25 protein-coding genes and 1 tRNA gene are annotated in these 24,390 nt (G+C 35.1%); 12 read left to right on the top strand and 14 right to left on the bottom strand.

What is annotated here, in order from left to right; translation table 11 throughout:
- Window positions 1-51: 51 nt before the first annotated feature.
- Genes C7K43_RS05965 through C7K43_RS05955 form a run of 3 tightly spaced genes read right to left on the bottom strand, consistent with a single transcriptional unit; the run spans window position 52 to window position 2,981 of the window.
- Window positions 52-1,848: an FtsX-like permease family protein gene (locus C7K43_RS05965; protein ID WP_124006032.1), complete on the bottom strand. Its 1,797-nt coding sequence runs from the start codon at window positions 1,846-1,848 to the stop codon at window positions 52-54.
- Between the two features lie 13 nt (window positions 1,849-1,861).
- Window positions 1,862-2,614 (bottom strand): ABC transporter ATP-binding protein, encoded by a 753-nt coding sequence (locus C7K43_RS05960; protein WP_124006031.1) that lies wholly within the window; start codon window positions 2,612-2,614, stop codon window positions 1,862-1,864.
- Window position 2,615: 1 nt separating this feature from the next.
- The gene (locus tag C7K43_RS05955; protein ID WP_124006030.1) at window positions 2,616-2,981 is read right to left on the bottom strand and encodes a YxeA family protein; all 366 of its coding nucleotides are present in this window, start codon (window positions 2,979-2,981) and stop codon (window positions 2,616-2,618) included.
- Between the two features lie 928 nt (window positions 2,982-3,909).
- Here C7K43_RS05955 and C7K43_RS05950 point away from each other — a divergent pair.
- Together C7K43_RS05950 and C7K43_RS05945 are read left to right on the top strand one after the other, a co-directional pair.
- Window positions 3,910-4,524 carry a transposase gene (locus tag C7K43_RS05950; RefSeq protein WP_124006029.1) on the top strand — a complete coding sequence of 205 codons (615 nt, stop codon included), beginning with the start codon at window positions 3,910-3,912 and terminating at the stop codon, window positions 4,522-4,524.
- Window positions 4,407-5,171, top strand: coding sequence for a transposase (locus tag C7K43_RS05945; protein WP_124006028.1), 765 nt, complete (start codon window positions 4,407-4,409; stop codon window positions 5,169-5,171). Before C7K43_RS05950 ends, C7K43_RS05945 begins: the two co-directional genes overlap by 118 nt.
- 344 nt (window positions 5,172-5,515) lie before the next feature.
- Here C7K43_RS05945 and C7K43_RS05940 read toward each other — a convergent pair whose 3' ends face one another.
- From C7K43_RS05940 to C7K43_RS05930, 3 genes are all read right to left on the bottom strand, one after another.
- Entirely contained in the window at window positions 5,516-5,617 is a 102-nt protein-coding gene (locus tag C7K43_RS05940) for a putative holin-like toxin (RefSeq protein ID WP_268827430.1), read from the bottom strand.
- A 244-nt stretch (window positions 5,618-5,861) separates the two neighbouring features.
- Window positions 5,862-5,932, bottom strand: a tRNA-Ala gene (locus C7K43_RS05935).
- 105 nt (window positions 5,933-6,037) lie between these two features.
- Window positions 6,038-7,051, bottom strand: coding sequence for an NADP-dependent oxidoreductase (locus C7K43_RS05930; RefSeq protein ID WP_124006026.1), 1,014 nt, complete (start codon window positions 7,049-7,051; stop codon window positions 6,038-6,040).
- Between the two features lie 123 nt (window positions 7,052-7,174).
- On the opposite strand from C7K43_RS05930, the gene C7K43_RS05925 reads away from it, so the two are divergent.
- Window positions 7,175-8,116: a 2-dehydropantoate 2-reductase gene (locus tag C7K43_RS05925; protein WP_124006025.1), complete on the top strand. Its 942-nt coding sequence runs from the start codon at window positions 7,175-7,177 to the stop codon at window positions 8,114-8,116.
- Window positions 8,117-8,176: 60 nt separating this feature from the next.
- Here the strand turns inward: C7K43_RS05925 and C7K43_RS05920 are convergent, their stop codons facing one another.
- Complete coding sequence (locus tag C7K43_RS05920) at window positions 8,177-9,022, bottom strand: YitT family protein (RefSeq protein WP_124006024.1); 846 nt, start codon at window positions 9,020-9,022, stop codon at window positions 8,177-8,179.
- Window positions 9,023-9,257: 235 nt separating this feature from the next.
- Window positions 9,258-9,590: a MerR family transcriptional regulator gene (locus tag C7K43_RS05915; RefSeq protein ID WP_124006023.1), complete on the bottom strand. Its 333-nt coding sequence runs from the start codon at window positions 9,588-9,590 to the stop codon at window positions 9,258-9,260.
- Between the two features lie 213 nt (window positions 9,591-9,803).
- On the opposite strand from C7K43_RS05915, the gene C7K43_RS05910 reads away from it, so the two are divergent.
- Complete coding sequence (locus C7K43_RS05910; protein WP_124006022.1) at window positions 9,804-10,472, top strand: NAD(P)-dependent oxidoreductase; 669 nt, start codon at window positions 9,804-9,806, stop codon at window positions 10,470-10,472.
- 110 nt (window positions 10,473-10,582) lie between these two features.
- On the opposite strand, the gene C7K43_RS13585 is transcribed toward C7K43_RS05910, so the two are convergent.
- Window positions 10,583-10,717, bottom strand: coding sequence for a hypothetical protein (locus tag C7K43_RS13585; protein WP_264371086.1), 135 nt, complete (start codon window positions 10,715-10,717; stop codon window positions 10,583-10,585).
- Between the two features lie 147 nt (window positions 10,718-10,864).
- Between C7K43_RS13585 and C7K43_RS05905 the strand changes: the two genes are divergently transcribed.
- Window positions 10,865-12,340 carry an alpha-amylase gene (locus C7K43_RS05905; protein WP_124006021.1) on the top strand — a complete coding sequence of 492 codons (1,476 nt, stop codon included), beginning with the start codon at window positions 10,865-10,867 and terminating at the stop codon, window positions 12,338-12,340.
- Between the two features lie 97 nt (window positions 12,341-12,437).
- Here the strand turns inward: C7K43_RS05905 and C7K43_RS05900 are convergent, their stop codons facing one another.
- The 3 genes from C7K43_RS05900 to C7K43_RS05890 all read right to left on the bottom strand — a co-directional run bounded on the left by C7K43_RS05900 (window position 12,438) and on the right by C7K43_RS05890 (window position 14,196).
- Window positions 12,438-12,674, bottom strand: a complete 237-nt coding sequence (locus C7K43_RS05900; RefSeq protein WP_124006020.1) for a hypothetical protein — start codon at window positions 12,672-12,674, stop codon at window positions 12,438-12,440.
- A 149-nt stretch (window positions 12,675-12,823) separates the two neighbouring features.
- Window positions 12,824-13,822 carry a M56 family metallopeptidase gene (locus C7K43_RS05895; protein WP_124006019.1) on the bottom strand — a complete coding sequence of 333 codons (999 nt, stop codon included), beginning with the start codon at window positions 13,820-13,822 and terminating at the stop codon, window positions 12,824-12,826.
- Window positions 13,819-14,196, bottom strand: a complete 378-nt coding sequence (locus C7K43_RS05890) for a helix-turn-helix domain-containing protein (RefSeq protein WP_124006018.1) — start codon at window positions 14,194-14,196, stop codon at window positions 13,819-13,821. The genes C7K43_RS05895 and C7K43_RS05890 overlap by 4 nt, the downstream gene beginning before the upstream one ends.
- A 278-nt stretch (window positions 14,197-14,474) precedes the next feature.
- On the opposite strand from C7K43_RS05890, the gene C7K43_RS05885 reads away from it, so the two are divergent.
- From C7K43_RS05885 to C7K43_RS05875, 3 genes are all read left to right on the top strand, one after another.
- Complete coding sequence (locus C7K43_RS05885; RefSeq protein ID WP_124006017.1) at window positions 14,475-14,909, top strand: hypothetical protein; 435 nt, start codon at window positions 14,475-14,477, stop codon at window positions 14,907-14,909.
- A 69-nt stretch (window positions 14,910-14,978) separates the two neighbouring features.
- Window positions 14,979-15,350, top strand: a complete 372-nt coding sequence (locus tag C7K43_RS05880) for a hypothetical protein (protein ID WP_124006016.1) — start codon at window positions 14,979-14,981, stop codon at window positions 15,348-15,350.
- A 293-nt stretch (window positions 15,351-15,643) separates the two neighbouring features.
- Window positions 15,644-16,303, top strand: a complete 660-nt coding sequence (locus tag C7K43_RS05875; protein WP_124006015.1) for a DUF4767 domain-containing protein — start codon at window positions 15,644-15,646, stop codon at window positions 16,301-16,303.
- 590 nt (window positions 16,304-16,893) lie between these two features.
- Here the strand turns inward: C7K43_RS05875 and C7K43_RS05870 are convergent.
- On the bottom strand, window positions 16,894-17,589 hold the full coding sequence (locus tag C7K43_RS05870; RefSeq protein WP_124006014.1) for a DUF554 domain-containing protein: 696 nt from the start codon (window positions 17,587-17,589) through the stop codon (window positions 16,894-16,896).
- 388 nt (window positions 17,590-17,977) lie between these two features.
- On the opposite strand from C7K43_RS05870, the gene C7K43_RS05865 reads away from it, so the two are divergent.
- From C7K43_RS05865 to C7K43_RS05850, 4 genes are all read left to right on the top strand, one after another.
- The gene (locus tag C7K43_RS05865; protein ID WP_124006013.1) at window positions 17,978-19,174 is read left to right on the top strand and encodes a NupC/NupG family nucleoside CNT transporter; all 1,197 of its coding nucleotides are present in this window, start codon (window positions 17,978-17,980) and stop codon (window positions 19,172-19,174) included.
- Between the two features lie 319 nt (window positions 19,175-19,493).
- Window positions 19,494-20,450 (top strand): hypothetical protein, encoded by a 957-nt coding sequence (locus C7K43_RS05860; RefSeq protein WP_124006012.1) that lies wholly within the window; start codon window positions 19,494-19,496, stop codon window positions 20,448-20,450.
- 343 nt (window positions 20,451-20,793) lie between these two features.
- Entirely contained in the window at window positions 20,794-22,671 is a 1,878-nt protein-coding gene (gene asnB / locus C7K43_RS05855; protein WP_124006011.1) for an asparagine synthase (glutamine-hydrolyzing), read from the top strand.
- Between the two features lie 31 nt (window positions 22,672-22,702).
- Window positions 22,703-23,584: a serine hydrolase gene (locus tag C7K43_RS05850; RefSeq protein ID WP_124006010.1), complete on the top strand. Its 882-nt coding sequence runs from the start codon at window positions 22,703-22,705 to the stop codon at window positions 23,582-23,584.
- Window positions 23,585-23,713: 129 nt separating this feature from the next.
- Here C7K43_RS05850 and C7K43_RS05845 read toward each other — a convergent pair whose 3' ends face one another.
- Window positions 23,714-24,385, bottom strand: a complete 672-nt coding sequence (locus tag C7K43_RS05845; protein ID WP_124006009.1) for a Crp/Fnr family transcriptional regulator — start codon at window positions 24,383-24,385, stop codon at window positions 23,714-23,716.
- Between the last annotated feature and the right edge of the window lie 5 nt (window positions 24,386-24,390).

The raw sequence follows: 24,390 nt of genomic DNA, 5'->3' as shown, positions 1-24,390 counted from the left end.
ACGAAAAAAGCCCCTTTAAAGGGAGCTTTTTTCGTTGTCCTAAACCAACAATTATTTATTCTTTTTTAAAACGATATCTGTATACAACCAGATAGTCAGTAAATAATAGAGAAAATATAAGACAAAGAAAATGAGAAAAGGTAGCCAGATTCCAGTATAAGGTTCGCTAAGCAAACCGGTAAACATTTTGAGTCCAAACAACACATGAATAGCACCTAAAACTCCTGGAGCTAAAAATAATACAGCAATTTCACGTCTAATTGATTTTTTTAGCAGACTCATTCGGGTACCGATCTTATTTAACATATCGTAACGAGCGACGTCACTTGCTGCACCTGATAGGATCTTAAACATTAAGCAACTGGCAAGCATTGTCAAAAAAGCGATCCCGAGGAAAAATCCCATGAATTCGAAGCCGGAAAATGTTTCGTTGAAGATTGTATAAATATCATACTTTTGGTTCATCGCCAATTGGTCTTGTGTTAAAGAAGGATTTTGCTGCACATTTTCGTCAACAATTTTTTTGATCGCATCTTTTTGAGTCATAAAGTCGTTTACTTGAACGACTTGTAAACTGCTTGTTTGATGGTTAAGTCCTGCAAATTGATCTTCTGGCAACATCGCCAATTCTTTTTCCCGTTGTTCAGGTAACAATAAAACGCGTAAATTGTCCATTTTTGCTTCATCATTGGCTAGTTGTTCACCAGAATAAGTGGTTTTTTGCGGCGTAGTATCATAATAAATCGCGTTTAAAGGTTCGCTATCAAATTGTTCTTGGTTAAAGTAGACCGTATCTTCATCTTCTTTTATTTGGTAGCTAACATTTAAGGTTGGATTTAAGCCCTCCACTTGTTTTTGATCGGCATCTTGGGCGTTATTTAAAAACAAGTCATAAGTTGATGCTTGGTCTGTCATTTTAGGGATCTCATTGCGAAAACCTAGTCCAACTGTCAGTGCGCCTAACGCTAAAGCAAAAATCATTGCTACCATGGAAAGCATTTTCGTGTAGTCTTGGATACGAAAACTTAACTGAGACAGTGTGAAGTTATTTAATTTTTTTAACCTTAAGCGATCCGAACGTTTCAGCAGATTTAAAATAAAAATCATGACTGAATGGAAAACGAAATAGGTTCCTAATACAATCGTGATTAGGGCAACAACTAGTGCTAATAAAGCAAAAGTAGCGACATTATCCATCATATAATAGCCAACCGCTAGTAAAAGGATGCCGCCGATGGCTTCTAATAATAGCATAATTGGTTTGCGTCGAGATTTCGCTGGCGTTTCATTTGCTTTTAATAAAGACAAAATTGGTTTTCTAACAATAGAAGAGGCATTGATAGTGGCCGCCAATAAAAACAGTATTGTAAAGAAGATTAATGTAATCAGTAACGCTTTAGGGTTAAAAGGTGAAAAATGGGTTACCTGAATATCTAATTGATTGGTTAACAATTGACTTACAATAGATGTTAACCCTATGCCTATCGCGGAACCTAGAAGCGTAGCCAAAAGTCCAATCGTAAATGTTTCAATAAAGATCAGAAGTCCGATTTTGCGCTGTTTCGCGCCTAACATCATAAACATCGCATAGTCTTTTTGCCGCATACTCATTAAAAACGAATTCGCGTATAAGATATAAACTAAGGTGATAATGGCCAGCAAAACAGAGCCTAATTGGAAAATCATGCCCGTCATGGCAACAGTCGAATTATTTGTTAGAAAGTCATCGTTACTGGCCATCGATTGAAACATGTAAAATATCCCAGCGGCAATCGTCAGCCCAGAAAATAAGACTGCGTAATCACGCCAACGTCCCTTAAGCCCGGTTAGTGATAATTTTAAAAGCATTTTTGTCCACCTCCTATTGTTCTAATGTACCTAAAATGGTTAGTATTTGTTTATAAAAGCTTTCCCGACTCTGATCTTCTCGTTTTACTTCTTGTTGGAGCATGCCATCTTGGATAAACAAAATTCGTTGACAATAACTAGCAGAGAAAGGATCATGCGTTACAAGTAAAATTGAAATCTGGTCGTTTTGATTTAATTCTTTCATGGTATCTAACAAATCGCGTGAACTTTGCGAATCAAGTGCACCCGTTGGTTCATCTCCTAATAAAATAGCAGGTTGAGTAACTAAAGCACGGGCAGCTGCGACACGCTGTTTTTGACCACCGGAAATCTCGGCTGGATATTTTTTTAAAATGGAATCGATGGATAAACGCTGTGCTATTTGTTTTACTCGACTTTTAATTTCCTTTGGCTTTACACCTTGAAGCGAAAGCGGTACTGCGATATTTTCAGAAGCGGTTAAGTTTTCCAATAAATTAAACTCTTGAAAAATAAAACCTATTTGTTTGCTACGAAAGTCGGCTACTTGATTGCCCTTTAATTTTGTGACATCATTTCCGTTGATTGTGATCGTGCCATCCGTTGGGTTATCAAGCGTTGCTAGTAAATTTAATAAGGTTGATTTTCCGGAACCGGAAGGACCCATAATACCGATAAATTCGCCTTTTTCTACAGCAAAAGAAAGTTTTTTTAACGCTTCAGTTTGTTCTCCTTGTTCTTTGCCGTAAACTTTTTTTACATTTTGAGCTTCTACAATTTTTTCCATATCAATTTCCTCCAATTAATTTTTCTTTAGCCTTATCTGGTATGTCACTTTCTTTGACTTGCTTATAAGAAGTGACGCCTCTTTTCTGATTCCAGGTCACTTTTAAATAGGCGCCTGCTATCAAAGGTCGTTCTTTAAAAGCGGTAAAGTTCATTTCTTTTTCTTGCCCCGTTTCATCAAAACCAGTTAATGTGTAATCATAAGAGATTATGGGAGCTCCGTTGTCACTTTCTTCCTTTTTCTTATGCCCTTTGTTGGTAATTTCCACGTAGTAATCATCGCCGCTTTTTACGATAGAATCAGCGACTCTTAGTCCGCCAAAAGCGAAAACAGCAAGCAGGATCAATCCGATTAAAAGTTTCTTCAAAGATATACCTCCATCCTTTAGTTGATTATGGTACTTATCTTAATAAGAGAAACTTTCAAATCTTTTTCGTAAACCTTACAAAAGTCTTACAATGCAAAAAAGGGGTGGTGTTTATATAGTATAGGTTTTTTAAACTTTAAAACTGCCTAATAAAAAAGCAACTACGTAAAATAATGTAGTTGCTTCTTTTGGAGTAGTCCTATATTTTAATTTATCTCAATAAATAGAGTGGAATTTGAAGCGCTAGAAAAATTTTTATAAATTGCTTTATATGTCAGGGCTAAGTGTAAATTTTATTAAAGCTCCCTAGTGGACAAGTAAATAACTGATAACGGACAAAAGTTTGATAATCCTTTATCCAAAAACGAAAAGATGGACAAAAGTTTAGAAAAATCTTATCCGAGAATCCAAACATGGAGAAAGAAATGGAAAAGTTTTGTCTGAAAAACAAGCAAAATGGTCGTTAAGTGCTCTTTAATAGCAGTTAACGAATAAAAGTTCGACAATTTATTGTCCGAAAACGGGATAACGGACAATAGTTTAGGAAAACCTTATCCGAGAATCCAATCATGGAGAAAGAAATTGGAAAATTTTGTCTGAAAAACAAGAAGATCATTTTCAACTTACTAAAACAGGAGCCGTTCAGCATTTTTTTCGCTGTCTTTGCCCAGTAACCTTGAGTTGTCTAGCAAGGATGAATAAATCGCGATGTTGAAAGTCCTTGTCTTACAAGGATTAACGATTGTAATAAAAAAGAAATCGGAAGGTAAAACCCTATGAAATGAGGATTTGGCCTTTCCGATTTCTATTTTTTTAGAATTTCACGGTATAAATGAAAATAGAAAAAAGAATCATAAGAAAAGCCGACAAATCGAGCGATTTCCACTATAATAGTAGTAACGACAAAACTAAATAGGAGGCTTTTCTTATGAATTCTGAAACTATTGTACCATACAATATCAACTTATTTGAAGATTTTGATTGCGGACCGCTTCAAGAGTTTGAAGCTCTATTAAATCAGATCCCTTACCAGCACTTGATCCAGGAATTAGATGACCGACGTGCGAGCGGTCGCGATGATTGGCCGAACGAAGCGATGTTTCGCTGCTGGATTGCGATGTTTGTCTTCCATCATCAAGGGCCCACGGAGTTAATCAATGAACTTGAGCGGAATCCTTTTTTACGTCATGCTTGTCATCTTGAACCACGCTACAATCGAAAAAACGGCCACAAAAGTTTAGCTCCTAGTCCTTCAGCTTTCACACGATTTCAAAGGCGACTGATCGATGTTCAAGACCTGCTCGACGCCCTATTTGCCCATATGACCGAGGAGCTACAAGAAGCGCTCTCCGACCTCGGCGAAAGCTTAGCTTTGGATGGCAAAATTATTGAAGCCTATGCCCAAAGACCGCCAAAAAAGAAAAAATGCGAGGGCGTCGAGATCACGATGCCAATTATACCCAAAAGACTTATACCTCTACGACGAAAGAAGGGAAAATCCAAACAAAATCCGCTTGGTTTTATGGTTATCGCGTGCATCTAATCGCCGATGCCAGATATGAGTTGCCCCTTTTATTTCGAGTAACACCCGCGGCGAATGGGGAAAAAACGGTGGCTAAGGAAATGGTGGCCCAAATGCCTTCCTGGCTGGCGGAACGTTGCGACCATTTATCCGCAGATAAAGGCTATGACGGAGGAAAATTACGCGAGATCATTGAAGATCGAGGGATGAAGCCGATCATCGATATCGTGAATCATTGGCAAGGAGAAAGCACCCGACAATATCAAGACACCGACTTCGTTTATACTTATAAAGGAGAAGTTTATTATGTGAGCGATCGAGGAAAGCTTATCCGAGCGCAATACAAGGGGTATCATGCCGCTTCGGACACCCTTCGTTATGAAACGCATCCGAAAAATGGGGCGGGGATTCATCGGGTTTCGATTCCACGTGCCGAAGATCCACGGGTCTTTAACTTGATCGGGCGGGATTCGAAAAAATTTCAACGTTATTATAACGAGCGCTCCGCCGTGGAACGGGTCAACGGTCGTATCGACCGCGATTATCTCTTTGAAGATCACCGGGTACGGGGCTTAGCGAAAATGAAATTGCACGTGACCACCACATTTTGCTTGATGTTAGCGAAGAAAAAACGCGCCTTAGCCCAAGAAAAACGACCCGCGGCGTAACTCTCGCCATCATAAAAAAACACGGTGTATTTTTACCCGTGTCTTTCGTGCGCTCTTTTTTAAAGAAAGACTGTTCAAGAAAAAAAGAAAACGTTTATTTTTCCTTATTAAAATAGGAAAAAACGTGGGTTTTCTTCTTTTTATTTCTTTTTTACGAAAAAAATGAAGCAGCGCAAAAGATTCAGGATAAATAAAAATTGAAGAATCCGCTTTTGTATGCTATACTTCCTTATATAAGGAAAGAGGGATTGCTACAAACAACCCCTCATTGACAGCACCGTTTAAGTCGGTGACCAAATTGAATTATTTATTTGAAATAATCGTCCTCTGGCTAAAGTTGACGGTTATTTCTTGTCATTTTTTACTGCTGCTAGGATGCCAAAGATTAAAGTCGCGATTAAAGAACCGAAACCAATCATTAGTCCTAATGCTTCAGCTACAGACAAAAGGCTGCTCCTTTCTACAGACTTTAGCACTTATTTGCATAAGCACCACCACCTTTCAAAAAGATAGCCACCGCCACAAACTTTTACTGTCCCATATAGTATAACACAAGAAATGGAAAGGCTTCTATTCACTTTAAAGAACCTTCTTCCTCGTCTGGAACTTACATTTAAAGATTAAGGAATAAAATATTTAAAACACGCGTACTTAAACTGTAATTAGAATAAGTACGCGTGTTTTTAATTATGGAGCCTACGAGGATCGAACTCGTATTATTTGGCTGCCAGCCAAACGTAATCCCATTATACTAAGGCCCCGAAATGTTTTAAGTGGAATAAGCAAATTTAAATATAACACAAAATTATTATAATAAAAAGGAGAAGGCTGTTAATACACTAACAACCTTCTCCTTCATGTATTTGTTATTCTTCTTCAGCTACTTTCACGATTTGCTTACCGATATTTTCGCCGCTAAACAGACCTAAAAAGGCATCCGGCGTTTTATGGAAGCCGTCATAAATCGTTTCTTCAAATTTTAATTCGCCGTTAGCTACTCCTTTTTCTAATGCGTCATAGGCTTCGTCAAAGGAATCAGCAAAATCGCCAACCAGTAAGCCTTGCATTTTTGCTCGGGAATTAATTAAGAAACGTTGCATACGCAAGCCGATATCTTCTTCGCCTTCTTTAAGGTTATAAGAAGAAATTGCGCCACAGACCGGGATTCTTGCAAAGACATTAAGTAGTGGCCACACAGCTTCAGAGATTTCTCCGCCAACATTTTCGTAGTAAACATCAATGCCATCAGGACAAGTTTCTTTGAGTTGGTCACTGACATTGCCTTTTTTATATTCAACCGCTGCATCATAGCCTAGCGTTTCAGTAATATATTTGGCTTTTTTCTCCGAACCAACAATGCCAACAACACGAGCACCTGCGCTTTTGGCTAATTGACCAGCTACCTGTCCAACAGCACCTGCTGCGCCAGATACCACGACGGTTTCGTCTTTTTTGGGTTCACCAATGTGCATCATGCCAAAGTAAGCCGTTAAAGCTGGCATTCCTAACACACTTAAGGCATTACTAGGTTTTAAACCGTTTGTTTGTACTTTACGTACGTCACTGGCTTTGGCTACGTTATACTCTTGAAAATCAAGCATCGCTGTAACGAGGTCGCCCTCTGAAAATTTGTCGCTATTTGAGCGAATTACTTGGCTGACTGTACTGCCATTCAAAGGCTTGCCAACTTCAAATGGCGCTGAATAAGAAGGAGCATCTGACATTCTACCACGCATATACGGGTCAACCGATAGATATAATGTTTTTACCAAGATTTCATCTTGTCCAGGTTCAGGGGTATCTACTTCTTTATATTGAAAAGTATTATCATCCGGTAAACCATTCGGTCGTTCTTTTAGTATTAATTGTTCTTGTTTCATTGTTATTCCTCCATTTATTTTCTTATAATAAAAGTGTAGCATAAGCAGTGTCATACCGTAAAAAATTTGGTAGTGTAGTATAATAAAATTGATGAGAATAAATAAATATTAGGAGTGCATAACATGAAAATTATCATAGCAGGAGCGGGAGCGATGGGCAGTCGTTTTGGCTTAATGTTACACCGAGCAGATAATGAAGTCATTTTAGTTGATGGCTGGCAAGAACATATTGACGCCATTAATAAAAATGGTTTAAAAGCAAATTTTAACGGGGAAGAAGTTGTAGAAAGAATCCCTATTTATAACCAAAATGAAGTTTCTACGATCGATTTTTCCGCCGATTTAGTGATTTTATTTACCAAAGCGATGCAGTTAGACAATATGTTGCAATCCATCAGTAGTCTTTTACATGAAGAAACAAAGGTACTGTGCCTGTTAAATGGCATTGGTCACGAAGATATCATAAAAAATTATGTGCCTTATAACAATATTTTGTTAGGAAATACTATGTGGACATCGGATATGGAAGGACCAGGTAAGGTAAAATTATTTGGCGATGGTTCGATTGATTTGCAAAACTTAGGCGCAGGTCAAGAAAATGTTGCTAATGAAGTGGTAGAGGTATTGAACCAAGCAGGGTTAAATGCGAATGATTCATCGAATATCTTATCTTCTATTTACAAAAAAGCTTGTGTGAACGGAGCAGTCAATGGCTTATGTACACTTTTAGGTTGTAATATAGCTGACTTTGGGAAAACGACCTATGCCGATGCTATCGTGGAACAAATTGTTGATGAATTTATTGCCATTGCAGATGCTCAAGAGATAACTTTGAACAAAGACGAAGTTTTAGCACAAATTAAATCAAGCTTTAATCCAGAAACGATTGGACTGCACTATCCATCGATGCACCAAGATCTGATTGTTAATAATCGTCTGACCGAAATCGATTATATTAATGGCGTGATTGTTAGAAAAGGAAAGCAATATCAAATTTCTACTCCTTATTGTACTTTTCTAACAGAACTTATTCACACCAAAGAAGAAATACTAGGAGCAAAATAAAGCTTTTCAAACCATAGCAAAAAGTCAGCTAGACAAACCTGTCTAACTGACTTAACTTTTTTAATTGATATTTATAAATCCACTTCCTAAGACATCTCTAACATCATGTATTGCAAGAAATGCATTTTCATCTTCTTTATTTACCAGCTTTTTTATTCTAGTGACTTGAGATTGTGGCACCACCACATAAAGCATCGTTTTTTCGCTTTTACTATAACCACCATTGCCTGTTAATAGCGTCGAACCTCTCCCAGTAAAATCATTAATTTTGTTGCTAATGATTTCATTCTTACTAGATATAATTGTGACAGCTTTTTTGGGATTAAATCCTTCGATTATAAAGGATGTCGCTCTCTCTGTGACAAATAACATAATAAGAGTAAATAAAACGTTCGTTATGGGAAGTACTAAGAGAAAAGAAAGAACAATTAAACCATCTAATATAAAAATTCCTTGAGACGTTTTCATATCCGTATATTTATTGATGACTTTAGCAATGACAGAAGACCCTCCAAGAGTGCTACCCGTTGAGATAACTAAACCAGCGCCAATTCCTATGACAGCTCCTCCAAACACAGCGTTTATCACAAAATCATTTACGCCTAGATTAATATTTTCCGTTAAATTTAAAAAGAAGGAAAGCGATGTATTAGCAATCACTGTGTAAATGGCCGTTGTTTTACTTAAAAATTTCCAACCGATAAAAACAACGAGTGTATTTATGATTAAAGATGTTAGCGCGGGTGATAGACCAAGCGTATATTTTAAGGCAAGCGATATCCCTACAGTGCCTCCATCCCCGAGATTTGATCCAAGTAAAAAACAATTTACTCCAAGTGCATTGATCAACGTTCCTATCAAACAAAGAACGATGTTTTTATAATGTTTATTAACAAATTTAATCATTGCCGCGCTCCTTTCATTTTTAAAATATAATAAATTAGTACAATTCATCAGAAGGTACAATTTAAACCTTGCTTATGATAGCATAACTCCCACTTTCCAAACTACTAAATAAGCTTGATTTATTTATATTATTTTCAATAAAAAAGCAACCAAATGAATGGCTGCCTACAAATAAGAATTTTCCTTCTTATACTCACGTAGAAATAAAAAGTAGATTTTTATTATTTATTAAAATTCATTTGTCGTCTTCCAGTGTGTCTGCTAATTTTTTAAAGGCTTCATCGAGAGTAACCATGCGTTTTTCAACTTTTTCGATAGCAGAATCCAAGGTAAAACCTTCATCTAACATTTCTTGAATCAATAGCATTTTCTTTACATTGAGATAGTCATAACGTCGAGTGGAACCTTCTTGCTCGTTTTCAGACTGAATGGCGCCTTTTTCTTCCCAATAACGAATTTTTCTAGTAGGGATTCCTGTAATTCTTGAAACTTCGCCAATACCAACAACTAGTCGTTTTAATAAATCAAAATCTAAAAGAGCTGAAATATCATCCTTTTTTTGATCCATTATCATATCTCCTTTGGTGATTAATTTTCTTTCATTGTAACTATTTTACAACAAAAGAAACTAAGCTACAAATTTTTGTTGACTTACAAAAGGAACAAAGCTACAATGAAAACAACTTACTTACCTTTATTGTAAGTAATTTACAATTGCTAACTGTTTCATTTAACAACAAAAGCAAACCAATAAACGGTAGGGATGGGGAGGACACAATATATGAAAAGAGTATTGGTTTTAGGAGCAACAGGAAAAACGGGACAGTTAGTTTTAAAAGAATTGGCAAATAGACCTTCGATCCAAGTAATTGCCGGGTTAAGAAAATCAGAAGATATTTCTCGGCTATCCAACTTGGATTCTTCAATTAAAACCGCTGTTATAGATGTAGAGGACAGTGCTTGTTTAACTAAAGCGCTGAACAACGTAGATGTAGTTGTTCAAGCGATTCGCTTAAGAGGAGATATACCAGAAACTTCGCTTGTTGATATGGACAGGAAAATTCGTCAAGCAATTGCTAACCAAGACGAAGTTTCTATGATCATTGTGGGAGGAGCGGGGTCTTTAAAAAAAGCAAATGGAAAAAGATTTTGGGAAGATCAAAATTTCCCAAGAAAAACATTGCCAAGAGGTATAGCTCATCATAAATTAAGAGATTATTTGGAAGAAAATTCATTTAAAGATCCTTGGACATATCTCATTCCGCCACCAGCTTTTATACCAGATGGTAAGAGATTAGGGGATTATCAAAAATTTAATTCTATGGAAAATGAAGAAATTTTTTTAACAAAATCGATAAGTTATGCTGACTTTGCGATGGCAATAGCTGACGCCGTTTTAGAAAACTGGCGCGGAGTGTATTTAATCGCAGCAGGTCAGCAATCAGATTAAATGATGGTTATGTTGATCGTTAGTCCCTAATTTTCACTATAGAAAAATTATCATTTGTTACAAATATCAATACAAGCTACCAGACTAAAATGACACATTCAAGATCTTTTTTATAGATCAATTGCTATTGCAATATTACCGAACTGTCCACTAGCAGTCATGTGTTCAAATTCTTTTTTTCTCCCCATTGAAGGCTTTAAACGTACGATTGCTTTAACTGCAACCAAGCAAAACATATCGATCAATTTTTATCTTCTTACTGCGGTGAAAGGATACATTAAGAAACCAATAATGCCAGAGCATCTTTCTTCTGATAACTTGCTGCCTATAGTATGATGCCTTTAACCAAGCGAGCTTATAAAAATAGAAAATACATAAGAATGGAGATACTCATGGGATTAAACGGGTTAATGATGCAATATTTTGAATGGGATTTACCAAATGATGGCAAACACTGGCAACGATTACGTGATGATGCCAAACATCTTAGTGAAATAGGGATTACGGCCGTTTGGATTCCGCCTTGTTTCAAAGGAACAGGTCAAGAGGACGTTGGTTATGGCGTTTATGATTTATACGACTTAGGTGAATTCGACCAAAAAGGGACTGTCCGCACGAAATATGGAACAAAAGAAGAACTGCATGAAGCAATTGATGCTCTACATGGGCATGGTATCCAAGTATATGCAGATGTTGTTTTAAACCATAAAGCTGCTGCTGATAAGACAGAAATGTTTCAAGCGATTCAAGTCGATGAAAATGATCGCCAAAAAACAATTAGTGAAGAACATGAGATTGAAGGCTGGACACATTTTTATTTTCCAGGCAGAGATGGGAAATACTCAGATTTTGAATGGCATTGGTACCATTTTTCAGGCGTTTCCAGAGATGAGAAAACAGATACAGAGGGTATTTTTCAAATCGTAGGCGAAGGTAAAGGTTGGGCTGACAATAAAGAAGTATCCAATGAATTTGGAAATTTCGATTATTTAATGTTCGCTGATATTGATTATGGTCACGAAGAAGTTGTTGAAGAAACCAAGCAATGGTTAAATTGGTTTATTAATGAAACAGGTATTGACGGCATCCGTTTAGATGCAGTAAAACATATTAAAAGTTCAATGGTTGATGAATTAGTAAGGTATGTTCGCGAAGAATTTGGCGAAGATTTCTTTTTTGTTGCAGAATATTGGGAACAAGACCCGGAAATATTGAAACGATATTTAGAAAGTCAGGATTTTGATTTTTCTATGATGGATGTGCGTTTTCACTATGCTCTACATGAAGCATCGGTTGATGCCCAAAATTATGACCTAGCAAAATTATTTGATGGCACTTTATATCGCGATGACGCTAAGTATGCAGTAACGTTTGTAGACAATCATGATTCACAGCCTGGTCAGTCTTTAGAATCTTTTGTAGAACCCTGGTTTAAACCATTAGCTTACGGCATCATTTTACTCAGCTCTTATGGTTATCCTTGCTTGTACTATCCAGATTATTATGGTTATTCTTCAGTAGATGTCGATTATGAGGGTCATCAAGAGTTGATAGATAAATTGCTTTATCTCCGTAAACAGTTTGCCTATGGAGAAACAGCGAGATATTTGGACGATGAAAAATGTATTGGTTTTACGCGAAGTGGAGACGATGAGCATCCTGTGGGATGTGCTGTGGTTATTTCTAGTGGTGACGAAAACGAAAAAGAAATGAATGTCGGGAGTCTTCATGCCGGTGAAACTTATATTGACGTTATAGGATACCGCGATGAAGAAGTAATAATTAATGAAGATGGCTCCGCTGTTTTTTCAGTCGGTGCCGGGTCTATTTCCGTCTGGGTGCCTAAAGAAAAACTTGAAGAGTCATGATTAACGATGTTTTGTCCGATCTGTATATGGTTGAAATAAAAGCAGCTAGTGGTTTATGCTAACTGCTTTTGTTTCGTAAACTACTTTCAATATTATTTTATACTAACTGCCACTTGCCAATCCATTTTTCCTTTGAATAATTGTATTGGCGTTTATAAATTTTGCCATTTTTGGACTTGTATCGCCACTTTATAATATCTTGTAAAGGCAAAACGTCATCCTCATGAAACTGGTCTCCATAAGTTGGCGAGAGGGCATTTGTAGTAGCGAAAGTTTCAACAGGTTGAAAAATAAAGCAACTAATCACTGCGATTAAAAAAAATTTCTTCTTCATAAAAAGATCTCCTTTATAATATTAATGTTCAACTTCATCGGGATAATAAATATTTAGTTTGTCAGCATCGGGAAATTCATCAATATCATTAATAGTTCCAGTAAATTCATTATCCATGTACAGATCAAAGGTGCCATCTGCTTGCTTGATTAGAAAGTTTTCTTCCTTGTCTTTTTTTCTTCGATTTCAAATGTGGTTGCTTGTGTTTGGCTATCAACAGATTTGGGCTCAATAATAAAAAATAATGAACCAAAAGATAAAAGAATAGTTACTAAACAAATGAACTTATTTGTTGTTTTTATAGGGCTAAAATTAAGTATTTTATTGGCTCTTAATTCAAAGATGTTTTTGTTAAAAAAATGAGGCATAGCAAGGAGAGACTTAGGCTTTTTATGTTGCTCTTTTTTGACTTTCAATAGGCATTCCATATATTCAATACATTGATCAGGAGTAAATACTTTGAGTAACTCATTGTCTACGCGAAGTTCTATTATTTTATCCATTTGTTTCTTAAAAACAATTAACAATGGGTTCCACCAATAAAAACAAGTGAGTAGTTCTAATAAAAACGTTAATAGTGTGTCTCCTTTTTGGTAATGGGTAAGTTCATGAAAAGCGATGTAATTAAATTCTTTATCAGAAAACTCTATATTATTAGGTAAAAAAATAATTGGATTTTTGATCCCATAAATAGCTGGAGAGTTAACCTGTGCTGTTTGAACATAGGAAAACGTGAAATTTTTGGTGTTTGGCATTTTCAAACGTTGTTTTTCTTCCTTTTTAGAACGAATATAACGGTGTAGAATGATATTCTTTTTTATAAACTGCATGAATTTATAGCCAGCGCCTAACACCCCGATTGTAATTAACAACTCTCCCACAGTGACAGCGAAATGATTGATTGTGAATAATTGGAAATGTAACGTATTAAAAACTGCGGGCATGATCTTAGTGGAAGCGATTGTTAAAGAGATGCCAAACTCGACTGGAAGAAACAACCGAACGAAAAATAATAAGCCCATTATATATATAAACTGCGGTGTGATTGCCGTTTTTTTATTTTCGAAATTTAATAACAATTGCACAAGAAGCAATATTAATAAACACTGGATAAAGGTGGCAATCACAGAAGAATAAGATAAAATCATTTGTTGTCCTCATTCTTTAGATCATTCTTTTTTTTGTTAATTAGACCTTCAATTTTTGGAATTACTTCTGGATCATCTTCTTTTGACAAAAAATGGTTTAAAAGATTATCAATATTTATATCATAGTGTTTTAAAATAAATTCCTCTTTATCAACTGCAGGTAGATACTTTCTTGTTAATGTTTTTCCAGTAAGTACTACCTCGTCCACTTTAATATACCCCTGATTTAATAAATTTTTTAATACAGGTAATACGGTATTTTTGCTGATATCGCTGATATCAGCAATATCATTTGCAGTTAAAGCTTCCTTGCAGCTCCAAAGCACTTCTAAAACATCCAAATCTCTATTATTGATTTTTTTAGTTTTTTTCATAAGGCATAACTCCGTTTTCTTGTCTTTGATTATATAAACTTCTTTTATTTAACGACAGTATTATTATACTTCAAAAATAATTATTAGCAAAGCTACAAAGTAGAGAGGGGCTCTTGTTTTCGTTTTCGAATAAAAGAATGTTGAACTTTTCTCCATTATCTGTTATTTACTTGTCTACTAGGAAAACTCAGTAAAACTTACACTTAGAATAAAGAACCAGTAAGCAAAAAAGCTTATTTACCTAAAAAAAGTTGTGAATAAAAAAGAATTATGGTAAGTTGGAGGGAAAACAAGCAGAGTATTTATTTACATTTGTTGTAAGTTTAAACTTTAGCGATGCGAAAGGAGCTCATATGAAACGTCATAATTATTCTCCAATTGTTAAAGGGATCGGACTTGTTTTGATATTATGTGCGATACAAATAATCACCAATCTCATTTACCAGCAATCGATTTTGGCTAACTTTCAGAATTTTATCTTTATTGTAGCTATATACCTTATTCCTTATAGCTTATCTTTTACCAAGTGGAATTTATTTTATCAATTTTTAATTTTTTTGGTGGTTTCTTTTGGCTATTTTACGGCAACATCCTTTTTAGATAACAGTTATGTAGACTATTCTTCAGCTTTTTTACTTTTAATAATTTCAATTTTTGCTGCATTTCTTATGACCTTTTTTTCCTTAATTATTCGCCAAGAAAGGCGCAAATGAGCTACGTGTTATTAAGCTCGTCATTTTATAAGGTAAAATTTTAATTAAAGATGGGAGAAAGATGTTTTTATGATCGATTGGAAATATGGTTTTTATCGTTTATTTTGGTGGTTAGGATTTTTTGTTAGTATGTTTCTTGTTCTTTATTTTGTAAAAGCAAGGTATTCAATAATGGTTGTTACCATTTTTGCTACATCTGCTGCTTACGCTGGATGTTTATACATTTTTGAAAAGAAACATCCTTATTTCCAAGAAAAAAAACGGCAATCGACTATAAGGTATTTTAGGTTGATTTGTTCAACGATAATAGCTGTTTTTTTGATCTTGTATTTAATATATGATGACGACCCTACTAGTCCTTCTTTTGTGCCAATTTATATGCTTGCAATTTCTAACATCATTCCCTCTTTCTTTACAGAAATTGTACCCACAGACTTTTGAAAAGTTACAAGAATAGATTTTTAAAGGAAAACAAGTGAAAGGATTTTTTCACAACCATGCTTTAGGTAGCAGTTGTTTATTTATATCATCGTTTGTTCAGTCAGAATGAATAAATATAGAAATACTTTTCTTTCATAGCAAATTGTAATAGGATAAGTTTATAAGGAAAATTCGTAAGCGCTTTAAGAAAGAATGAGAAAGCATTAGGAAGCTTTCGTACGACAGTCTAGTCTTTGTCACCGTGGAAGTCATTTGTCATAAAATAAACACATAGCAAAAGAAAGGGGATTTTAATGAAAAAGGGACTGACTATTTCATTACTAGTAAGCATGCTTTTATTGGCGGGGTGCCAATCGGGGGAGGAACCTGAAGCTTCTCCTAATGAGAATACTTCAACTGCCTCAACTTCTCTAGTAGAAAGTGAAACAGTGGAAAGTACTAGCCAAAGTACAACAGAAAATACGACTTCTTCAAATACTACAGAAAGCACTAGCTCTTCTTCAGAAGTAGAAGAGAGATTATGGGATACCGATAAAGCACAATCATTGGATACGTTTATGACTGATTGGGGCGAAACGATGGATCAGGAGTACAAAGAGTATTCCCAAGGAAATAATGTCGATTGGTATGGAGAACAGATTCCAGATGAACTTGTGGGCGAAAAGAAAGATTGGAATACGGTGCTGGAAGAAGAACCGATCGATTTTGAATGGTCGGAAAATGGCGATGCTTCAGAAGATGCTTATGCATTAGTGGCAGTGTATTCAGATGCTGACACGCAAGAGTACCCTGATCAGCATCTGTACTTCTTTACTATCTATGATGGAGAGCCTAAAGTTCTTATCTCGCAACAAACCCAAGGAAACGCGGAAAATAACTTCTATTTTTCAGAAACGGATAACGAGGAACTGCAAGATGGCTTTTCTGATATCGTGAATGATGATCGAATATAGTAATTTCGAAAAGTTCATTATTAAATAATGCGAAAGAGCGTAAATTCATACGCTCTTCTATACTTATTTGAAGTAAAAGCTGAGAGAAACGTTCTAAATCAGGTTTATTTAATTATTTTTATCGCTAAAGAAAATATATACCAATGATAAAAGAAGAAAGTATTATAAAAAAACAAATACAAGTATAGTTTTTTGTGATCGCTGGAGCTCAAATTTTAACTAAGTCTATAGGAGTTTTTTATGTCTTATTTTTTTTATACTTTAATACCGCTAGAATTTTTATTACAATTTTTATTAGATAAAGTGTCATTTCCAATTTCTGATATTGTTCTAGCAAGTTTGTTAGATAAGTTTGTTAGATAAGTTTATTGGCATTTTTATTCCGTTTTTAGTTTTGTTAATAACAGGGCGAAAGTTTTTAACAGCAGAGTGGCAAAGAGATATAACAGCAGAGTGTCAATCGAATATCACAGCCATTATTCAACAATGATTATTAATATTAGAGATAAAGAAACACAAAGACAGGAAATTTCTATCTTTGTGCTTCTTTGTTTTTTCAATTTCATAGATAGTTTCATGCTTGCTATTATTTATATTACAAATTTTAGCGATAGCAGGATAATTAAAACGACAATACCTGGTAAAAAATTTGATACTCTTAGTTTTGTTAGCTGCAGTAAATTTAAACCAATGCCTAAAATCATCAGCCCACCGATAGCACTAATCTCATTCATTAATTCGTCCATAAAACTGGGTGATACTAATTGAACTAAAAAATTGGCTAAAATCGCTATACTTCCTTGATATAACACAACGGGAATAGAAGAAAACAGCACTCCGTAACCAAAAGAAGCAGTTAACATGATTGCCATAAAACCATCCATCACGGCTTTTGTTAATAAGGTTTCATGATCTCCACTGACACCACTTTGAATAGCACCAATAATTCCCAGGGAACCGATGACAAAAATCAAAGAAGCTGTGACAAAACCTTCAGCAAAATTACTTTCTGATTTAGAAAAACGTTTTTGTAAAAATAAACCGAATCGATTCATTAAAGTTTCAATTTTTAATGCTTCACCTATTAGCGCTCCTATTGAAAGGCTAATCATAATGACAATAAATGATTGCGTTGGAATAGCCATTTGTATACCTAAAACGACAACGCCCAATCCAATTCCTTTTGTTACTGTTTCTTTCATTTCTTCAGAAATATTTCTTAACAATATTCCTATTAAACTTCCAATGGCTATTGCTAAGCCATTGATAAAAACCCCTGTCAACAAATGTTATCCCCACCTTTATCAGAAAGAGTATATCATAAAGGAAAATTGTTAGATAGCATAATTGAGCGAATATATTGAATTTATTTGAATTTTCTTTATTTTATCCGATTCTATTTTATAAATAGTCATTTTGATGTTGTACTGATTTTACTTCAACAGAAATACAGTGTTTGTAGTCGTATTTAGGTAAAGAGTGGTTTGGGTTAAGAAAAGTTTTTATTCTACTTATTAATAGGGAAGAAAATAGCAAATACAAATATAAATATCAGGCTGATCTTGATGATGACATTCGTTAGGTTTATCATATTTTATTGGGCATAATATTTTCAAACGATAAGTTGAAGAATGAGAAGCTTTTAAATTTATGAGATGAAAGAGGCGCAGAGTGATGCAATTTGTATTTTTGTTAACAGGACTAGCTTTGGTTTTTGCTATTGGCTGGCTAGTAAGTAGTGATCGTAGTCAAATTAAGTTTAAAAGGATGGGAATAATGTTTGCGTTACAACTGCTTATTTCCTTTCTTTGTTTAAATACTTCCGGTGGTGTTCAATTAATGGGAAGCATCTCTAACTTTTTTAGTTGGCTGATGGAACAAGCTGCTGGTGGTGTTAACTTTGTTTTTGGTGGTTTGGTAATTCAAAAAGGAGCCACTGTATTCTTTTTGGATGTGTTGATGCCAATTGTTTTTATATCGGCATTGGTAGGAATTTTAAATTATCTCAAAATTTTACCATTTATTATTAAGTGGACGGGTTATTTGTTGAATAAACTAGCTGGAATGGGGGAACTGGAAAGTTATTTTGCTGTTTCTACAGCTATCTTAGGTCAACCCGAAGTTTTTTTAACGATTAAAGAGAAAATCCCTAAATTAGATGAAAAGCGTCTTTATACAATCTGTGCTTCTGCGATGAGTGCTGTTTCTGCAACAGTCTTAGCCTCTTATATGCAGTTAGTACCTGGGAAATTTGTTGTGACTGCTGTCTTTTTAAATATCTTATCTGCGCTGATTGTCTCGTGTATCATTAATCCGTATGATGTTTCTTCAGAAGAGGAATTTTCAGCAAATACAGCCGAATCACTAGATGTTTCTAAAGAACCATTTTTTCAAGTGCTAGGAAATTACATTCAAGACGGATTTAAGTTAGCGACTACTGTAGCGGCGATGTTGATAGGTTTTGTAGCTTTGGTTACTTTTTTGAATAGTACGTTTGCGGCCATCTTTAATATTGAATTTACAACGGTTTTAGGATATATGTTTTCCCCAGTTGCTTTTTTGATGGGCGTTCCATCAGAAGATATTACTCAAGTAGGAAGCCTTATGGCGACCAAAATTTTAACGAATGAATTTGCAGCTCTAGGAGAATTAAACCAAGTGGCGGAAACATTGTCTCCGAAAGGAAATGCGATTATTTCTTCTTATTTAATTTCCTTTGCCAATTTCAGCGTTGTAGGCATTATTACTGGTTCAATCAAATCAATTAGCGAAAAACAAGGCGGCTTTGTTGCAAGATTTTCGATGAAACTTCTACTAGGTGCAACTTTAGCTTCCATTTTAACAGGCACTATTGTTGGTTTGTATTTTTAACATAAAGAAACTTAAAAATTTTATTAGAAAACTGAAATTTAGACTTAGCAATTTATTTTTAAATTATAGATTTTTCCCGTCAGTTTGAAGCTGGCGGGATTATTTTATTAAAGTTACTAGTAAAAGTTTTATTCGAACAACATCACTAGATAGAGGATAATTTTTTGCTCATTTGTTAATCATAGTTGTTAAGCCGACGATGCTAACACCAGTTTTTCATACCATCAGTTCAAATAAATTCGATGAAGGGTTGAAGCGTATTTAATCACTTTTTAGGAAATTATTTTATGCTATACTTGATATAAGGAGTGTGAAAATTATGAAGAAAGTTTATGTGTTGTTATTTAGTATGTTGGTGCTATCTGCTTGTGCACAAAATGAAACCGCAAACGACGCCGTATCTGAAACTTCTAATACCATTGAAACATCTGTCCAGTCTTCGGAAAGTTCTAGTTCTAAACGAACTGAAACATCTACTCAGTCTACAGAAGCATCAAGTTCTGAACAAACGTCTGAAGAAAGTAGTAGTGTAGAAGACGAAGAAGATTTTCCTTATGCCGTAGACCTTGATGATTTCGTCGGAGGAAAAGATCCAGCTGGAAAAACAATTCATCATCAAATATTTGAAACAAATCAAGATGAACGACGCCCAGCTATTAATGTAGATACAAAAGCTTTGAATAATTCTGGAAACGAGATCAGTATTGATTTAACTGAAGGGGAGCATATGCTTTATCCGGTTTCTATTGAATCGGCTCCAACAAAAGAAATTACAGTTCTTGGAGATGGCGGAGAAAAACGAGATGTTAAGGTAAATACCGAGGTGAAGGTTGAGAAATATGAAGAATACGATGATTCACTAAAAATAGAGGGAGATACGTATTATCTTTTTTACAATGACGAAGGTACGATGTCCCTAGCTGCTAGAAACTTTGATGAAAATCCAGGAGAGAAAGATCTAGATAGTAAAAATATGGTAGAGTACGTGCAAGAGTATCCAAATAGTGCAGAAGACACTGCAGATGAAGATACCGAGGAAACTTCAGAAGATAATTCTGAAAATGAGGAAAAGGCAGAAGAGTACTATGACTCCATTAAGGCTGCCTGGGAAAAGCAACGAGATTATATCGATTCCATTGATGACCCCGATATAAAACAGTCTGTACAAACTTCTCATTCTGCTGCTATTGCGGAAGCTACAAGTTTGCAAAGAGAAAATCCTGACGATGTTGAAATCATAAAAAAAAGTGTGAAAAAAGTGCTTGAAGGTGAATGATAATTTAATAAAGAGACATCATGTTAAAAACAATTATTTAGCATCCGCAGTATTAATGTTGGTAATGAATAAACATTTTGAATACGATTTTTTGTTTATTTTCTGGAATATAATTATAGATATCTAGTTATTAAATAATGTTTTAACATTACTTAATAACTAAGAAAAGCACTATGCTGACAAGTATTAAGGAAAGAAACAACTCGTTCTTGTTTTATAAATGGAATGAGTTGTTTTTCTTTTTTGTTATATAACTTTTGACAGGGTTTTCAAAAATTATACGTATGATATAGTATTCATAGCTGTAAAAATTTAATTTATGTTAAAGGAGTTAAAAGAAAATATGTGTGGAATTGTTGGTTTTGTAAATAATACATATTCGTTTGAAGAAAAGAATGAACAAATTGAACAAATGATGGAACGGATTGCCCATAGAGGCCCTGACAACTCGGGAAAATTCATTGACGGGGGGGGGGCACTAGGCTTCCGTCGTTTGAGCATTATTGATTTAAAATCTGGAAACCAGCCGATATTCAATGAAAATGACTCCAAAGCAGTCATTTTTAATGGCGAGATCTATAACTATCAAGAGTTACAACAAGATCTGCAAGAAAAAGGGCATATTTTTAAGACCAATGCAGATACTGAAGTTATCTTGCATGGCTATGAAGAATATGGAACGGAAATCGTAAAAAAATTACGTGGGATGTTCACTTTTGCCATTTGGGACCGAGAAAAACAAGAACTATTCGGCGCACGTGATCATTTTGGTATCAAACCACTATATTATTACCACAAAAATGATACCTTTATGTTTGGATCCGAAATTAAAAGCTTTTTGGATCATCCAGCATTTGAAAAAAGGATCAATCCAGGAGCTCTAAAACCGTACATGACCTTTCAATATCCTGCTACAGATGAAACATTTTTCAAAGATGTTTATCGCGTCCCAGAAGGTCACTATTTTTTTGTCAAAGATGGACAAGTAACATTTACACAATATTGGGATCCTCAATATACTGAAGAAAAAATGACTGAAGATGAAGCAATTGACATGATCGACCAAGCAGTTCAAGAAACTACTGAGGCCCATTTAGTAAGTGACGTGGAAGTGGGAACTTTCCTTTCCAGTGGGGTGGATTCTAGTCTAGTGACAACACTTACGCAACCTAACTATACGTTTTCGATTGGCTTTGGTGAACACACTTACAATGAATCATCCGAAGCAAAAAAATTAACAGACATTTTAAACCTAAACAACTATTCACGCGTCATCGAATCAGAAGAAGCCTTTGAGGCGTTTCCTACGATTCAATATCATTTAGATGAGCCATCTTCCAATGCTTCCTGTGTCCCGCTTTACTTTTTAGCGAAACTCGCAAGAGAACATGTCAAAGTTGTTCTTTCAGGTGAAGGGGCAGATGAACTATTCGCAGGGTATACAGAATATGGATTTTCTTCCAATTCAAAAATGGTGCGTGTCTTTGCCCAAGGGTTGAAAAAGCTGCCTAGAAAATCACGTTATCGTTTAGCAAGTCGGTTAAAAAATACCCGTAATTTTCATGGGAGACTCCATTTATATCAATCCACAGCACCTGTGGAAGACTTCTTTATTGGACAAGCCAAAGTTTTTGATGAAGACGAAGCAGTTGGTTACTTACAACCAGCCTATCAACAAAGCGAATCCGTGCATGACATTGTCGATAAGCAATACCAAAAAGTACCTGATTTGCCGGAGTTGAAGAAAATGCAATACCTAGATATGCACCAATGGATGCCTAAAGATATTTTATTAAAAGCAGATAAAATGACCATGGCGAATTCTTTAGAAGCACGGACGCCTCTGCTTGATATCCGTTTAATGGAAGTAGCCGAAAAAATCCCATCCAAGTATTTGTTAAATAGTAAAAATACGAAGTACGCTTTTCGTAAAGCAGCGCACCGCCACTTGCCTGAGGAATGGGCCAACCGTAAAAAGTTAGGCTTTCCAGTGCCGATTAAAGATTGGTTACATGAAGAACGTTTTTATAAAGAGGTACGAGAAATATTTGCGGCTGATTTTGCAGCTGAGTTTTTTGACCAAGAAAAAATATTAGATTTGTTAGATCGTAATTATCAACAAGAAATTGATGCACGGCGTAGAATTTGGACGATTTATTCTTTCCTTGTTTGGTACAAAGTTTATTTTGTGGAAGAACAAGGTAACACTAAGGCTTCTTAGAAGTGAATAAAAAATAGAGTGAGGCAAAAGAATGAATAAATTTTTAAAAATTTTACCCGTATTATTAGGAATTATTTTACTTCTGGCGATTGGGTTTTGGTACGAAGATTCCGTGGAGATAAATGAAGAGGAAACTGCCGAAAGTACAACGACTACCCGTTCAGAAGTAGCAAAAGAACCGCAAAAAGAGGAAGATAATCTCGAAGAACAATTGCAGCAAACAGGAGATCAATTAGCAGAAGAGTATCCTAATTCTTTAGAGTTTATGGTTTATGATCTCGATACAGAAGAAACCTATAGGTATACCAATGATGAAGAAGATCGTCTCTATGAAACCGCCAGTATTGTCAAGGTAGCAGTCGCTATGTTGTTATTCCACGAGAAAGAAATCAATCAAGAAGAGCTAACAGAAGAAGAGACGCAACGTCTATCTTCTATGATTTTAAGTAGTGATAATGACGCGACTTCAGCACTTTTAAATGAATCTTTAGGTGGGTTTGAATCTTTACAAACCATCTTTGATGAGTTAGGTATGAGCAATACAACAGTGAACTTAGGAAACTGGGGAAACAGTACGACAACGGCTACAGATCAAATGAAATTGTTGAAAGAATTATATTTACCTTCCGATTATATTTCAGATGAATCCCAAGACTATATCATCGACTTGATGACTCAAATCGATGAAGATCAAAGTTGGGGCGTCTATGCCGGTTCAGATGATGTTTCTTTCAAAAATGGCTGGTTAACTGATGGTGTAAGTGGTGAATGGATTGTTACGAGCATTGGGAAAGTATCGCAAGGAGATAATGAATACCTTGCGGTAGCATTATCTGATGAAAATCCGTCGGTGGAAGATGGAAGTCATGTTATTGAAGAGCTGATAGGGGTCACGAGTGATTATTTGTTGTAAGTGTAAAGTTTGTTTGATATACAGTTCTATTTTCTAGTACAGTAAAACCAATAAATTTAACAATAGATAAAAGTAATAAAGAGAAGTATGAAAAATTTCATGCTTCTTTTTTTATTACTTATAGTTAATTTAAAGGTTTGCTAAACTATACAATGTTTTTAGGTCTATAATTTTTAAATGTGAACGTGTTTTGGATATTAATTCGTTTTTTTCTAATTCTTGTATTAATCTGCGAAGATGCCTGTCAGATATTCCCAAAATTTCCGATACTCTTTTCACTGAAAAAGGGATGTCATCATGTTGCGTTAATTCAAATTGTTCAGTGATGTAACGAGCTAGTTTATTTTTAGCAGGTAAAAGTAAAGTTTTAGAATAATTAGAGGAAGTATTTGTTAACTTCTCTGTTAATTTAACGCACATAAAGTTTAAGTAAGGAATATGATAATTAAGCTGTTTCCTGACTATTTTTGCAGGAATTTTTAGAATGATTGTATTGGGCGTAGAAACGATATTATGTAAGGAAGACACTTTACCACTGTAAAGCTCAATGTCCCCAAAAAACTCACCTGATTTCATATTATCTATGATTACTTTATCACCATTTGAAGAATAAGAAGTAACAAAAACCTTTCCGATTAAAATAAAAAAGAGCGCATCAAGAGGATCACTTGAATGGATAACCTGTAACTTATTTGTAAAGTGTAAATAAATGGAGCGAGTGAGAACCTCGTTCGTATATATATCAGACAAATTCATATCATTGAGGAGTTGTTGGGTATGCTTCAATTCTTGGTTATTCAAAGGAT

It is taken from the genome of Tetragenococcus koreensis (assembly GCF_003795145.1).
Taxonomy (GTDB): Bacteria; Bacillota; Bacilli; order Lactobacillales; family Enterococcaceae; genus Tetragenococcus; species Tetragenococcus koreensis.
Note: the sequence above shows the minus strand (reverse complement) of the source record. Positions and strands in the feature narration are given on the sequence as shown.